This window comes from Corynebacterium sp. ACRPF (assembly GCF_022347395.1).
Classification (GTDB): Bacteria; Actinomycetota; Actinomycetes; order Mycobacteriales; family Mycobacteriaceae; genus Corynebacterium; species Corynebacterium tuberculostearicum_D.
The window spans coordinates 47794-62965 of sequence record NZ_JAKRNB010000010.1 but is presented as its reverse complement, the minus strand read 5'-3'; the positions used below and the strand labels follow the sequence as shown (position 1 = coordinate 62965).

Genomic DNA, 15172 nt, shown 5'->3' with positions numbered 1-15172 from the left:
AATCTTTTCATGTGCGGACTTCTTGGCATGCTCGCCGCCACGGGCAACGTAGATAAGTACGTTGACGCGCTGGAACGTTCCCTGCCCTGCATGCGCCACCGCGGCCCAGATGCGGCCGGCACGTGGCATGACGGCGATGCCGCCTTCGGCTTCAACCGCCTGTCCATTATTGACTTGGAGCACTCCCATCAGCCCCTCCGCTGGGGCCCAGAGGACGAGCCCGACCGCTACGCCATGACCTTTAATGGCGAAATCTACAACTACGTGGAGCTGCGCGAGGAGCTCAAGGGCCTCGGCTACACCTTCCACACCGAGGGCGATGGCGAGCCCATCGTGGTGGGCTACCACCACTGGGGCAAGGACGTAGTCAACCATCTGCGCGGCATGTTCGGCATTGTCATCTGGGACACCCACACCAAGACGATGTTTGCCGCTCGCGACCAATTTGGCATCAAGCCGCTGTATTACGCCACTACCGAGGCGGGTACCGTTTTCGCTTCGGAGATGAAGTGCATCTTGGAGATGGCGGATCAGCTCGGTCTAGATCTCAACCTTGACCGTCGCGCCATTGAACACTACGTGGACCTGCAATACGTCCCGGAGCCAGAATCCCTCCACGCGAATATTCGCCGCGTTGAATCCGGCTGCACTGTCACTCTTCGCCCGGGCGAAGATGTTGTCGCCGAGCGCTACTTCAAGCCTCGCTTCCCTGTGCAGCAGGTTAAGCAAGGCGAAGAGCAGCAGCTATTTAACCGCATTGCAGAGGCGCTGGAAGATTCCGTCGCTAAGCACATGCGTGCCGACGTCACCGTGGGTTCCTTCCTATCTGGCGGCATTGACTCCACCGCTATTGCCACCCTGGCCAAGCGCCACAACCCAGATCTACTAACCTTTACCACCGGCTTCGAGCGCGAGGGCTATTCTGAGGTCGATGTCGCGGCAGAGTCCGCAGAGGCTATTGGCGTGGAGCACATCGTCAAGATTGTTTCTCCTGAAGAATATGCCGAGTCCATCCCGAAGATTATGTGGTACCTGGACAATCCGGTGGCTGACCCCTCGCTGGTCCCGCTGTACTTTGTGGCGCAGGAAGCCCGCAAACATGTCAAGGTAGTTCTTTCCGGCGAGGGCGCGGACGAGCTCTTTGGTGGCTACACCATCTACAAGGAACCACTATCCCTCGCCCCGTTTGAGAAGATCCCTTCGCCACTGCGTCGCGGACTGGGCAAGCTCTCCCAGGTTCTACCGGAGGGCATGAAGGGCAAGTCCCTGCTTAATCGCGGCTCGATGACGATGGAAGAGCGCTACTACGGCAACGCTCGTTCCTTCAACTTTGACCAGATGCAGCGCGTTATCCCGTGGGCAAAGCGCGAATGGGACCACCGCGAGGTTACCGCCCCCATCTACGCCCAGTCCAAGGACTTTGATCCGGTTGCCCGCATGCAGCATTTGGATCTATTCACTTGGATGCGCGGTGACATCCTGGTCAAGGCCGATAAGATCAATATGGCCAACTCGCTGGAGCTGCGCGTGCCATTCTTGGACAAGGAAGTCTTCAAGGTTGCCGAATCCATCCCGTATGACCTGAAGATCTCGCACGGCACCACCAAATACGCCCTGCGCAAGGCCATGGAGCAAATCGTCCCGGCGCATGTTCTACACCGCAAGAAGTTGGGCTTCCCAGTGCCGATGCGCCACTGGCTGGCCGGCGATGAGCTATATGGTTGGGCCCAGGACACCATCAATGAGTCCCAGACCGAGGACATCTTCAACAAGAAGGAAGTTCTCGAGATGCTCAAGGAGCACCGAGATGGCGTTTCCGATCACTCCCGCCGCTTGTGGACCGTGCTGTCCTTTATGATTTGGCACGGCATCTTTGTGGAAAAGCGCATCGATCCGCAGATCGAGCAGCGCGACTACCCAGTCAAGCTCTAAGAGCCTTCCACACGCAAAAAGAGGGTGGGTGCCAGTGGCACCCACCCTCTTTTTGTCCTTCTATTTAGTTGAAGGAATCGCCACAAGCGCAAGAGCCGGTGGCATTAGGGTTATCAATGGTGAAACCCTGGGACTCGATGGTGTCAGCGAAGTCAATCTTGGCACCGGTCAGGTAGGGAACGGACATCTTGTCCACAACGAGGTTTACGCCGCCTACCTGGTCAACCTTGTCACCGTCCAAAGTGCGGTCATCAAAGTAGAGCTGGTAGCGCAGGCCAGCGCAGCCACCAGGCTGGACGGCAATGCGCAGGGAGAGATCGTCGCGGCCTTCCTGATCAAGCAGCGCCTTTGCCTTTGCGGCTGCTGCTTCAGTCAGAATGACGCCGGTTGCGGAAGCTGGAGCGGTCATCACTTCTCCTCAATAAGTATTGGATTCGTTGCCACTACCCTACCCGGTTAGTTCAGGTGGGAAAAGGTAGCCAATACCTACAACACCATCTGGGCCGAGCCTATTCCCCTATTCACACCTACACCTTGTAGTGTGAGGAACGTGAAACTCCCGTGGCAAAAAGATGATAAGACCTCCACTGAGCCTGCTCCTGTACAGGACAAAGCTCAGGCAGAAGTTCAGGAAGTGCCCCAGCGCAAGGGCTACACCCCACCGAAGGGTCGTCCTACGCCAAAGCGCGCAGAGCAAGAGATTGCACGCGGCGTAAAGCGCGATCCCAATGGCATGTCCGATGCGCAGCGGTACCAGCATCGCAAGGACATGAAGAAGTCCATGAGCAAGGACGAGTGGAAGGAATATAAGAAGAAGGAGCGCCAAGAGCGCCAGCAGGCCAACCGCGAGCAGCAGGCCCGCATGGCAGAGGGCGATCCGCGCTTCCTGCCCGCCCGCGACCAGGGTGAAGTGCGCGCCTATGTGCGCGATTGGGTGGATGCCCGCCGCAGCCTGAGCAACTGGGTCATGCCGATGGCCCTGGTGCTCATCGTGGTCATGTTCTTGACCTACGCGGTACCCAGCATTGCAACACTCATCAACGCGGTAGCGATGGTTATCCTCGTTATCTTCGCCATCGAGGGCGTCATTCTGGCCCGTCGCTGCAATAATGCCGTGCGCGCCAAGTTCCCCGGCACCACCGAAGCCGGCTTTAGCCTTGGTTTTTATGCGTATTCTCGCGCCAGCCAGCCGCGCAAGTGGCGCATCCCGCGCCCCCGCGTGGAGCTCGGCGCTGACGTTTAAGGGGACTACTCATGGCCATTCCGCAGCCCGATAAGCAGGCACGCACCGCACAGGACGCACAGCTCGCCCCTTGGGGGCGCCTGACCGACGCCGCTCAATGGCTGGCTGCTTGCCAAGGCGCGGCGCCTGCCCATGAGCCGCGGCGCGTGCGGGCCGTGATTTTCGCGGATCAAGAGACCTCGCTTTCGGCCGCTGAGACCGCTGCGCGTCGCGCCGAGGCCGGGCTGAATGTAGTCACCGTGACGGATTATTCCCAGGCCTACAGCCTTGGAGCCGCAACAGCGGATGCGGAAATTGATGCCGGGGCTGACCTACTGATTCCCGGCGGCGAGGAGCACGCCCGAGTACCGGCCGTGGTAATGGCGACGATTACGCAAACGGAGCCGGTAGTGATCGTCGGCAAGCAGCGCAGCGTAGAAACCTGGAAGCGCGAGGTCACCGCAATCCGGGACGCCATGTTCCGCGCGCGCAACCTCGAGGGCATGGAGCTGGTGGAATCGTGCCAGTCCACCGTGCTAGCAGCCACGGTGGGGTTCATTGCCCGGGCCGCGGAGCGCCGTACGCCCCTGCTTATCGACGCCCCCTTGACCGCCACCGCCGCGCTTCTTGCTGAGCGCGATAATCCCGGTGTGAAAGACTGGCTCTTCGCCACCACGCTGTCCCCTGCCCCTGCGCATAAGTTGGCACTGGAAAAGCTAGGGCTCCACCCCCTGCTGGAACTGGGAATGGAGCCACAACCTACGCTCGGTGCCCTCGCGGCGCTGCCACTGCTGCTCACCGGAGTGGAGATCGCCGCGGACGCCTAAGCGTGGGACTACTTCACTAGGGTATGGAGCCAACCGTGGGTATCCTCCACTGCGCCGCGCTGGATTCCGGTGAGACGCTCACGCAGGGCCATGGTGATCTCACCCGCTTCATTCCCATTGACCTGGAAATCCGCAGAATCTCCCATTACGTGACCCACCGGCGTAATAACCGCGGCAGTGCCACAAGCAAAGGCCTCTGACATAGCGCCGGATTCGGCATCGCGCTGCCACTCTTCGGTAGTAATGCGGCGCTCGGTGACCTTGTAGCCCAAATCCTGCGCTACCTGCAATAGCGATTCGCGGGTAATGCCGGGCAGCAAGGATCCCGATAGTTCTGGTGTAACAATCTCCGCGCTATCACCAGAGCCATACACAAACATCAGGTTCATTCCGCCCATCTCCTCGATGTAACGGCGCTCGATGGCGTCCAACCAGACCACCTGGTCACAGCCCTTTTCATCTGCCTGGGCCTGCGCCAAGAGCGAGCCTGCGTAGTTGCCCGCAAACTTGGCCGCGCCGGTGCCGCCAGGGGCTGCGCGCACGTAGTCGGTGGATAGCCACACCGAAACCGGCTTGATCCCGCCGCTGAAGTAGGAACCCGCTGGGGAGGCAATGAGCACATAGCGGTAGGAATTGGCGGGGTGAACACCCAAGGAGACCTCGGTGGAGATCATAAACGGGCGCAGGTACAGCGCTGCTTCCCCGCCGGCTTCTGGTACCCAGTCCTGATCCGCTTCCACCAATTGGCGCAGGGACTCGATAAACTCCTCCTGCGGAAGCTCGGGCATAGCCAGGCGCTCAGCGGAGTTGATAAAGCGCTGCGCATTGTGGTCCGGACGAAAGGTAGCGATAGAACCATCCGGCTGACGGTAGGCCTTGATGCCTTCAAAGATTGCCTGCCCATAATGGAATACGTTGCTGGCAGGTTCCATGGTCATCGGACCGTACGGGCGCACCTTAGCATCGTGCCATCCCTTTTCTTCGGTCCAGTCAATGGTGACCATGTGGTCTGTAAAGTGCTTGCCAAAGCCGGGATTGGCGAGGATATCGCTCAATTCTTCCGCGGACGTAGGGTTATCGGTACGAGTAATCGTGTAATCAAGCATGCCCACAATCTACCCCTTTATCTATAGCGAGGCAGGAATAAGTTCATCACCGCGCGGTACAGTGGTGGAAAGATTGATAAGCCTTTCCATAAAGGAGGAGACAATGGCACAGTCCGATCTACCAGCACGCGGCCACTTTCCCCAGGTAAAGCTGGGAAAGAAGGTTCCTAAGAAGGCGGAAGCTCTACTTATCGCCGCTTTCGAGGGCGAAGGCGGCCTAGAACTGCCAGGCACCGAATTACTTGGGGGCGCAGCGCTGCGCTCCACTTATGAGGCACTGGTGGCCGTCGGGGCCTCTGGCAAGACCGGTGAAGTCACGCGCGTGCCGGCTCCAGCTAAGGCCGGCGTGGCATCCATTATCGCCGTTGGCTTGGGCGATGCGGAAGAAGTAGACGATGAGACGCTGCGCCGCGCTGCCGGCCAGGCCGCGCGTTCCATCACCAAGGTGGGGGCCGTAGCCACCTCCCTGGGCGATTTCGGTATCACCCCAGTGGTGGAAGGCCTCATCCTCGGCGGCTATAAGTATTCTGGCCTGCGCTCCGAGTCGGCCGCGGAGACCACCACTTACACCGTGGTGGCGGAGAAGTCCGCACAAAAGGAATTCGACAGCGCCAAGATTACCGCCGAGTCCGTTCTCATCGCCCGCGACCTGGTCAATACCCCTTCCAACCTGCTCTACCCAGAAACCTATGCCGAATTCCTCTCTGCCCAAGCAGCAGAGGCCGGCCTTGAGGTGGAGGTCTTGGATGAAAAGGCGCTGGAAAAGCAAGGCTTTGGTGGCATCATGGCCGTCGGTCGCGGATCCGCCCGCCCGCCGCGCTTGGTCCGCTTGAGCTGGAAGCCGAAGAAGGCCAAGCACCACGTCGCCCTAGTAGGCAAGGGCATTACCTTTGATACCGGCGGAATTTCCCTGAAGCCGGGCGCCAAGATGTGGGACATGATTTCTGACATGGGCGGTTCCGCTGCAATGGCCGCCGCCATCATCGCTGCAGCAAAGCTGAACCTGAAGGTGGGTATCACCGCTACCCTGCCGCTGGCAGAAAACATGCCGGGCAGCGATGCCACCCGCCCGGGTGACGTCATCACCCACTACGGCGGCATTACCTCCGAGGTACTCAACACTGACGCGGAGGGCCGCCTCGTGCTTGCCGACGCCATTGCGCGCGCCAGCGAAGACAACCCCGATTACCTCATCGAAACCGCGACCTTGACCGGCGCCCAGATGGTCGCCCTGGGTGAGCGCACCGCCGGCGTGATGGGCTCGGAAGAATTCCGCGATCGCATGGCCGAGATTGGCCGCGAGGTGGGCGAAAAGGCATGGGCCATGCCTTTGCTAGAGGAACACGAGGAATCCGTGAAGTCCGCCAGCGCCGATATCCGCAATATCAACGCCAAGCGTGAGGGCGGCATGGAATACGCCGGCACCTACCTCCAGCACTTCGTGGGCGAGGGAATCGAATGGGCCCATATCGATGTGGCTGGCCCTTCCTTCAACACCACGGGCCCTTATGGATACGCCCCGAAGATGGGCACCGGCGTGCCCACCCGCACGGTGGTTGCCGCCCTGCGCGAGATTGCTGAATTAAAGTAGCACCACAACAGGCTTGTTGCGTTTAGAATCCTAGAGGCATGAAGCCTGCTTTAATCATCGTTGACGTACAACATGACTTCTGCCCCGGCGGTGCCTTAGGCACCGAACGGGGCAATGAGGTCGCTGCAAAAATCGCCTCCCTACAACAGGACTACGAAACCGTCGTAGCCACGCAGGATTGGCACATCGATCCGGGTTCTCACTTTTCAAAGAACCCGGATTTTGTCGATTCTTGGCCAGTGCACTGCGTAGCCGACTCCCACGGGGCGGCCATGCATGAGGCCATCGGGCCGGCGCAAGCCTACTTCCGCAAAGGTGAATACACCGCGGCCTATTCCGGATTCGAGGGCGCTGCGGACGGTACCTTGCTCGCTGACTGGTTGCGCGAGCATCACGTAGAAGCAGTGGATATCGTGGGCATTGCCACCGATCACTGCGTGCGCGCCACGGCCGCCGACGCCTTGAAAGAAGGGTTCACCGTCCGCGTACTGCGTGAATATTGCTCCCCAGTCGATGATGCCCGTGGCGAGGCTGCGTTGCAGGAATTGGCCGCTGCCGGTGCCACCATCTGCTAGGCGCACGACAACGCCTGCGGCCCTCGAACCGAACGTGGTCCGAGGGCCGCAGGCGTCTCTCTACAAGGTGTTTCCATCTATCGGCTAAAGCAGCCGCCCTCCGGAAACGGGAGGGGTTCTCTCTATCTCTCTCGCATGCGCTCTCTCAAACGCATGAATTAAGTATGGAATACCGATATTGGATATAGGTGGATAGAACCTGAAAGTTTCCTGTTGAATTATGCCACCAAGGCTCCTACTACCTCACCTCGACAAATGCGTCTCCACCCAAATGGCGAAAGCTCTGCGCTATGCGAGACGATTGTTATAGGGTGATCTGCGTCCCCACGGGTGCCCGAGCACGGGCTGAGAGTGCGCTAAAGCTGCGCATAGACCGTTCGAACCTGTTTGGTTAATACCTACGAAGGAAGACAGGAGCGCTTGCCATGACGGCTGCCCCAGAAAACCACCCTAAGCATTCCTATTCCCCCATTCACCACGACGGTCTAGAAGTTCCAGAGACCGAAATCCAACTGGATGATTCCCCACAAGGCCCCAATGAGCCCTTCCGCGTCTACCGCACGCGTGGGCCAGAATGCGCACCTGAAGTGGGGCTACCCGCCCTGCGCAGCGAATGGATTAGCGAGCGCGGAGATACCAAAGAGTACGCCGGTCGCGGCCGCGAGCTGGCCGACGATGGACGTGCCGCGCAACGCCGCGGGGCGTCTTCCCAAGAGTGGAAAGGCTCTAAGCGCCCGCCGCTTAAGGCTCAGCCCGGGCGCCGTGTAACTCAAATGCACTACGCTCGCCAAGGAATCATCACCCGCGAAATGGAATTCGTAGCACTGCGTGAGCACTGCGATCCGGAATTCGTTCGCGCTGAGGTAGCTCGCGGCCGCGCCATTATCCCTAATAATGTCAACCACCCCGAGTCTGAGCCCATGATCATTGGGCGAAAATTTCTCACCAAAATCAACGCCAATATTGGTAACTCCGCGGTTACCTCCTCCATCGAGGAAGAAGTGTCCAAACTGCGCTGGGCTACCCAGTGGGGCGCGGACACCGTAATGGATCTTTCCACTGGTGACGATATCCACACCACCCGCGAGTGGATTCTGCGCAATTCCCCAGTTCCCATTGGCACCGTGCCTATTTACCAAGCATTGGAAAAAGTCAATGGCGTGGCAGAGGATCTGACCTGGGAAATCTTCCGCGATACCGTCATCGAGCAATGCGAACAGGGTGTGGACTATATGACCATTCACGCCGGTGTGCTCTTGGCGTATGTACCGCTAGCAAGCAATCGCGTGACCGGCATTGTCAGCCGCGGTGGCTCCATCATGGCGGGATGGTGCCTTGCTCACCACAAAGAGTCATTTCTGTACGAGCACTTCGATGAGCTATGCGAGATTTTCGCTCAATACGATGTTGCATTTTCGCTTGGCGACGGCCTGCGCCCCGGCAGCCTTGCCGATGCTAACGACGCCGCCCAATTTGCAGAGCTAAAGACTATCGGCGAGCTTACACGCCGCGCCTGGGAGTATGACGTCCAAGTCATGGTGGAAGGCCCCGGACACGTGCCGCTCAACATGATTCAAGAAAACAACGACCTCGAACAGGACTGGGCTTCAGATGCCCCCTTCTATACCCTCGGCCCTCTAGTTACCGATATCGCCCCTGGCTATGATCACATCACTTCCGCCATTGGTGCCGCCCATATCGCAATGGGTGGTACAGCCATGTTGTGCTATGTCACGCCGAAGGAACACTTGGGACTGCCCAACCGCGATGATGTAAAAACTGGTGTCATTACTTATAAGATTGCGGCGCACTCAGCGGACGTTGCCAAGGGACATCCAGGCGCCCGTGCTTGGGACGATGCCATGAGCAAGGCCCGCTTTGAATTTCGCTGGAATGACCAATTTGCGCTCTCCCTCGACCCAGAGACCGCGCAGGCCTATCACGATGAAACGTTGCCTTCTGAGCCAGCAAAGACCGCACACTTTTGTTCCATGTGTGGGCCGAAGTTCTGCTCCATGCGCATTAGCCAAGACATCCGCGAGATGTTCGGCGGGCAAATGGCCGAGCTGGGCATGCCGACGCTGGGCGACCAGGTCCGCGCGGCAGCCCACGGCTCAGCACCAGAGGAAGGTATGCAGGAAAAATCCGCCGAATTCCGCCGCAACGGGTCTCAAATTTATTTACGCGAGGATACTGACCTAGCTTAGCTCTCGCCCTGTATCGGGATTTTCGCCGCGCTCAAATCGGGCGCGGCGCTTCCTTTGCTCTTCCCTTTTGCGCAAGATGCGCTGCCTTTCCATGCGATCGCGCATGCGCTGCGGATAGCCGGTTTCTTCTACATCATAAATATCGCAGCTCAATAGTTTGGCCACCGCATCTATGCCTTTCGGCCCGCCAATACGGCGCCGGATAAAATCGCCGTTTTCATCCACAACGACAACGGACATCTCATTGACTACCGTTTCCGGCTCCACAAAGGCTTCTACAAAAGCCTTTCCGGCGGCCCACTGTTGCAGATCCTGCGCGTCTTCCGGGCGGACGGTCTCCCCCGGTCCGCGGGGTGGTCGCAGCGACGATCTGGACTTATTGCGGCGGAAAGGGTTGAACATAATTGCCTAGCTTACCCGGAAGGAGGGTAGTTACTAACCCCACATCTGCACGAGGGTGAGCATCACGCTGTAAGATTGTCGGGTAGCGATAGAACACTTCCAACTTTCGAGGAGTCTTATAACTCATGGCGAACTCCGTTGAGATGCCCGAGCTGGGCGAATCCGTAACCGAAGGCACCATCACGCAGTGGCTCAAGTCCGTCGGCGATACCGTCGAGGTCGACGAACCATTGCTCGAGGTCTCCACCGATAAGGTCGATACTGAAATCCCCTCCCCCGTAGCCGGCACCATTATTGAAATTAAGGCTGACGAGGATGACACCATCGAGGTTGGCGAAGTCATCGCCATCATCGGTGACGAGGATGAGGCAGGCTCCGCATCCAACGACTCCTCCGCTGATAAGGGCGAGGAAGAAGCAGAAGAAAAGAAGGAAGAGCCGAAGGCTGACTCCTCCAACGGCGACTCCGGCGACGCAGCCGACGTGGAAATGCCAGAACTCGGCGAATCCGTCACCGAGGGCACCATCACCCAGTGGCTCAAGTCCGTTGGCGACACCGTCGAGGTAGACGAACCACTGCTCGAGGTCTCCACCGACAAGGTCGACACCGAAATTCCTTCCCCAGTAGCAGGCACCCTGGTAGAAATCCTCGCCGACGAGGACGACACCATCGAGGTCGGCGAAGTCATCGCCCGCATCGGCGACGAAAACGCCACCGCATCCTCCTCCGAGGCCAAGCCAGAGCCACAGGAAGAAAAGAAGGAAGAGCCCAAGGCAGAAGAAAAGGAAGAGGCGAAGGCTGACTCCTCCAACGGCGGCTCCGGCGACGCAGCCGACGTGGAAATGCCAGAACTCGGCGAATCCGTCACCGAAGGCACCATCACCCAGTGGCTCAAGTCCGTTGGCGATACCGTCGAGGTAGACGAACCACTGCTCGAGGTCTCCACCGACAAGGTCGACACCGAAATTCCTTCCCCAGTAGCAGGCACCCTGGTAGAAATCCTCGCCGACGAGGACGACACCATCGAGGTCGGCGAAATCATCGCCCGCATCGGCGACGAAAACGCCACCGCATCCTCCTCCGAGGCCAAGCCAGAGCCACAGGAAGACAAGAAGGAAGAGCCACAGGCCGAAGAAAAGGAAGAGAAGAAGCCAGAACCGAAGGCTGAGGAGAAGAAGGAGTCCAAGCAGGATTCCTCCCTGAACACCTCTGCCAAGGTCAATAACGGCGACAACGTTCCTTATGTCACCCCACTGGTACGCAAGCTGGCTGAAAAGCACGGCGTAGACCTCAACACCGTTGAGGGCACCGGCGTGGGCGGCCGTATCCGCAAGCAGGACGTGCTCGCCGCTGCTGGCGAGGGCGATGCACCTGCCAAGTCTGGCGCACAGTCCGATAACTCCCCTCGCGCGCGTTGGTCCACCAAGTCCGTGGATCCGGCCAAGCAGGAGCTCATCGGCACCACCCAGAAGGTCAACCGCATCCGCGAAATCACCGCCGCCAAGATGGTCGAGGCGCTGCAAATTTCTGCGCAGCTTACCCACGTTCAGGAAGTCGACATGACTGCCATCTGGGATATGCGCAAGAAGAACAAGCAGGCGTTCATCGACAAGCACGGTGCCAACCTGTCCTTCCTGCCATTCATCGTGAAGGCTACCGCCGAGGCTCTGGTCTCCCACCCGAACGTCAATGCGTCTTATAACCCAGAGACCAAGGAGATGACCTACCACTCGGACGTCAACATCGCTATCGCCGTTGACACCCCGAAGGGCCTGCTCACCCCGGTCATCCACAAGGCACAGGATTTGACCCTGCCGCAGATCGCTCAGCAGATTGCAGAGCTCGCTGATAAGGCCCGCAATAACAAGCTGAAGCCGAACGATCTCACCGGTGCTACCTTCACCGTGACCAACATCGGTTCCGAGGGCGCCATGCTCGATACCCCGATCTTGGTTCCGCCACAGGCCGGCATCCTGGGCACCGCGGCTATTGAAAAGCGCCCGGTCGTTGTCAACGAGAATGGCCAGGACGCCATCGCCATCCGCCAGATGTGCTACCTGCCATTCACCTACGATCACCAGGTAGTTGACGGTGCGGACGCAGGCCGCTTCATCACCACCATCAAGGACCGCCTGCAGACCGCTGACTTCCAGGCAGACCTCGAAGTCTAAAGGTTCTATCGCCGCTTAAAGCCTCTTAGCCCCACTGCGGGGCTAAGAGGCTTTAGCTATGTCTGGGGTGCCAAGTGGGGGTGACGGATCCGAAAACGCCGGACTAATCCATCCCTTTTTATTCGAGGTGTTGGGGGAGACTTGCCCCTAAGCCCATGGTGAGCGCACTGGGTGCAGTTCTATACAGTGACGCGCTGCATAAAAGTTTCCAAAGCGGGATCGGCTCACCCATTGTTAAACATATAATTGGGGCGGTTACAGCCACTGTCCCCCTATTAAGGAGTCTCACTGACATGGAATTCATCTCCCGCCACCTAGGGCCGGATTCTGCGGAGCAGGCCACCATGCTTGCGAAGGTAGGCTACGACAGCGTGGACGCGCTGGTCGATGCCGCCATTCCCTCAAAGATCCGCGCCGCAGAACTGCCTCAGCTTCCTGAGGCACTCTCGGAAGATGAGGCGCAGGCTACATTGCGGGAGTACGCCAACCAGAACACCGTGCTGAAGTCCTTCTATGGACAAGGCTTTTCTGACACCCTCACCCCCGCGGTCATCCGCCGCGGTTTGTTGGAGGATGCGGGATGGTACACCGCCTACACTCCGTATCAGCCGGAAATCTCCCAGGGTCGCCTCGAAGCGCTGTTGAACTTCCAGACCATGATTGAGTCCCTGACCGGTCTGCCCATCGCGAATGCATCCTTGCTGGATGAGGCCTCCGCCACCGCCGAAGCCGTGGGGCTTATGTCCCGCGCGGTCAAGAAAGGGCGCCGCGTGGTGCTGGATTCCCGCCTGCACCCGCAGGTCCTTACCGTCGCCGCGGAGCGCGCCCGCGCGATTGACCTCGAGGTAGAAATCCTGGACCTGCGCGAAGGCCTCGTGGGCGAGGATCTCATCGGTGCAGTAATCGCCTACACCGGTACCGAAGGCGATATCTTTGACCCCTCCACCATCATCGAGGAGCTACATACCCGCGGCGCTCTAGCTACCGTGGCCACCGACCCGCTTTCGCTGCTGCTGCTGGAGGCACCTGGCTCGCTGGGCGCCGATATTGTGCTCGGTTCTTCCCAGCGCTTTGGCGTTCCACTCTTCTTCGGCGGCCCGCACGCTGCCTACATGGCGGTCACGGAAAAGCTCAAGCGGCAGATGCCTGGCCGCATCGTGGGCGTGTCCAAGGACGCGGATGGTCGCCCTACTTACCGCCTGGCACTGCAGACCCGCGAGCAGCACATTCGCCGCGAACGCGCTACCTCCAATATCTGTACTGCGCAGGCGCTACTCGCCAACGTCGCCTCCATGTACGCCGTATACCACGGTCCACAAGGTCTCAAGGCCATTGCCCGGCGCGTCCATGCGCTCGCTTCCTCCTTTGCGCAGTCCCTCAAGGACGCCGGAAAGCAACTAGTGTCCGAGGATTTCTTCGATACCGTTACTGTCGCCGGCGTAGACGCCGCCACCATCAAGGCTGACCTCCAGAAGGAGGGCTACCTCGTGCGTACCATCGGCGAGGACAAGGTATCGGTGTCCTTTGGTGAGTCGGCGACCAAGGAGGACGTCGCCAAGCTCGCCCAGGCCTTTGGCGCCGAGGCTGCTGAGGCCGACTTTGCTCTGCCGGAGAACTTGCAGCGCGGCGAGGAGCCGCTCCAGCACGCAATCTTCAACCACATCCACTCCGAGACCCAGATGCTGCGCTACCTGCGCAAGCTGGCCGATAAGGACTTGGCGCTCGACCGCACCATGATTCCGCTGGGCTCCTGCACCATGAAGCTCAACCCCACCGCCGCCATGGAGCCGATTTCCTGGCCGGAGTTTGCCGGCATCCACCCCTACGCACCAGAGGAAACGACCGCCGGCTGGCGCGCCTTGGTAGAAGAGATTGAGGGCTGGCTGGCCGAGGTCACCGGCTACGCCAAGGTCTCCATCCAGCCCAATGCCGGCTCCCAGGGCGAGCTGGCGGGTCTTTTAGCCATCCGCCGCTACCACGTAGCTAATGGCGATAACGAGCGCGATGTGGTGCTCATCCCAGCCTCCGCGCACGGTACCAATGCGGCCTCGGCAACGCTGGCTAACCTGCGCGTTGTTGTGGTGAAGACCGCCGAGGATGGCTCTATTGACCTGGCGGATTTGGATGAGAAGATTGCCAAGCACGGCAACCACATTGCCGGCATCATGGTGACCTACCCGTCCACCCACGGTGTCTTCGATCCGGAGGTCCGCGACGTATGCGATAAGGTCCACGCGGTGGGCGGCCAGGTCTACATCGACGGTGCGAATATGAACGCGCTGACCGGCTGGGCCCGCCCAGGCCAGTTCGGCGGCGATGTTTCCCACCTCAACCTGCACAAGACCTTTACCATTCCGCATGGCGGTGGCGGCCCGGGCGTGGGTCCGGTCGCAGTAGCCGAGCACCTCATCCCGTTCCTGCCCACCAACGCCGCGGATCCGCAGCTGGATGCCACCACCGCTACCCCGGTAGGTCAGGGTGTGCCAATTACCAATACCAAGTACGGCTCGGCGGGTGTGCTGCCGATTTCCTGGGCATACCTAGCCATGAGCGGCGCGCAAGGACTTGCCCAAGCCTCCGCCCACGCCATTTTGGGCGCGAACTACCTGGCCAAGTCCTTGGAAGATTCCTTCCCTGTGCTCTACACCGGCAACGCTGGCTTGGTTGCGCACGAGTGCATCCTGGATCTGCGCGCGCTTACCGACGCCTCCGGGGTCACCGCAGCCGACGTAGCCAAGCGCCTCGTGGACTTTGGTTTCCACGCCCCCACCCTTGCCTTCCCGGTGGCCGGAACCCTCATGGTCGAGCCCACCGAGTCTGAAGACTTGGGCGAGCTGGATCGCTTCATTGAGGCAATGCGCACCATTCGCGCCGAGATTCAAGAGATCATCGACGGCGAGGTGTCCTACGAGGGCTCCGTTATCCACCACGCACCATTTACCGCGGAGTCCATCGGCTCCGATACGTGGGAGTTCGCCTTCAGCCGCGAAAAGGCCGCGTGGCCCGTGAAATCCCTGCTCCACAGCTACAAGTACTTCCCGCCGGTGCGCCGCATCGACGAGGCCTACGGCGACCGCAACCTGGTCTGCAGCTGCCCACCACCAGAAGCTTTCGACATCGACGATTCTGAGGAGTAACC

The 15172-nt window shown here is 59.7% G+C and carries 11 protein-coding genes and 1 riboswitch; of the genes, 8 read left to right on the top strand and 3 right to left on the bottom strand.

Annotated features, from left to right (window positions below):
- The first annotated feature begins 9 nt into the window (after positions 1–9).
- On the top strand, positions 10–1932 hold the full coding sequence (asnB, locus tag MHX61_RS06190) for an asparagine synthase (glutamine-hydrolyzing) (RefSeq protein WP_239193584.1): 1923 nt from the start codon (positions 10–12) through the stop codon (positions 1930–1932).
- 64 nt (positions 1933–1996) lie between these two features.
- Here asnB and MHX61_RS06185 read toward each other — a convergent pair whose 3' ends face one another.
- On the bottom strand, positions 1997–2341 hold the full coding sequence (locus MHX61_RS06185; RefSeq protein WP_005324455.1) for an iron-sulfur cluster assembly accessory protein: 345 nt from the start codon (positions 2339–2341) through the stop codon (positions 1997–1999).
- 141 nt (positions 2342–2482) lie between these two features.
- On the opposite strand from MHX61_RS06185, the gene MHX61_RS06180 reads away from it, so the two are divergent.
- The gene (locus MHX61_RS06180; protein WP_239193582.1) at positions 2483–3175 is read left to right on the top strand and encodes a DUF3043 domain-containing protein; all 693 of its coding nucleotides are present in this window, start codon (positions 2483–2485) and stop codon (positions 3173–3175) included.
- Positions 3176–3186: 11 nt separating this feature from the next.
- Entirely contained in the window at positions 3187–3981 is a 795-nt protein-coding gene (locus tag MHX61_RS06175) for a nicotinate-nucleotide--dimethylbenzimidazole phosphoribosyltransferase (RefSeq protein WP_239193580.1), read from the top strand.
- 8 nt (positions 3982–3989) lie between these two features.
- Here the strand turns inward: MHX61_RS06175 and MHX61_RS06170 are convergent, their stop codons facing one another.
- The gene (locus MHX61_RS06170) at positions 3990–5087 is read right to left on the bottom strand and encodes a branched-chain amino acid aminotransferase (protein ID WP_239193578.1); all 1098 of its coding nucleotides are present in this window, start codon (positions 5085–5087) and stop codon (positions 3990–3992) included.
- Positions 5088–5190: 103 nt separating this feature from the next.
- On the opposite strand from MHX61_RS06170, the gene MHX61_RS06165 reads away from it, so the two are divergent.
- The 3 genes from MHX61_RS06165 (at position 5191) to thiC (ending at position 9460) form a co-directional block, all read left to right on the top strand.
- Positions 5191–6678, top strand: coding sequence for a leucyl aminopeptidase (locus tag MHX61_RS06165; RefSeq protein WP_239193576.1), 1488 nt, complete (start codon positions 5191–5193; stop codon positions 6676–6678).
- A gap of 38 nt (positions 6679–6716) precedes the next feature.
- Positions 6717–7253: an isochorismatase family protein gene (locus MHX61_RS06160; RefSeq protein WP_239193574.1), complete on the top strand. Its 537-nt coding sequence runs from the start codon at positions 6717–6719 to the stop codon at positions 7251–7253.
- 316 nt (positions 7254–7569) lie between these two features.
- A riboswitch (TPP riboswitch) is annotated at positions 7570–7680 on the top strand.
- Entirely contained in the window at positions 7679–9460 is a 1782-nt protein-coding gene (thiC, locus tag MHX61_RS06155) for a phosphomethylpyrimidine synthase ThiC (protein WP_239193572.1), read from the top strand. It overlaps the preceding riboswitch by 2 nt.
- Here the strand turns inward: thiC and MHX61_RS06150 are convergent.
- Entirely contained in the window at positions 9452–9862 is a 411-nt protein-coding gene (locus MHX61_RS06150; RefSeq protein ID WP_239193570.1) for an oxidoreductase, read from the bottom strand. The two genes, thiC and MHX61_RS06150, sit on opposite strands and share 9 nt — an antisense overlap.
- 125 nt (positions 9863–9987) lie before the next feature.
- Between MHX61_RS06150 and sucB the strand changes: the two genes are divergently transcribed.
- Together sucB and gcvP are read left to right on the top strand one after the other, a co-directional pair.
- Complete coding sequence (gene sucB, locus MHX61_RS06145) at positions 9988–12033, top strand: 2-oxoglutarate dehydrogenase, E2 component, dihydrolipoamide succinyltransferase (protein ID WP_239193568.1); 2046 nt, start codon at positions 9988–9990, stop codon at positions 12031–12033.
- 293 nt (positions 12034–12326) lie between these two features.
- Positions 12327–15170, top strand: coding sequence for an aminomethyl-transferring glycine dehydrogenase (gene gcvP, locus MHX61_RS06140; RefSeq protein ID WP_239193566.1), 2844 nt, complete (start codon positions 12327–12329; stop codon positions 15168–15170).
- Positions 15171–15172: the final 2 nt, after the last annotated feature.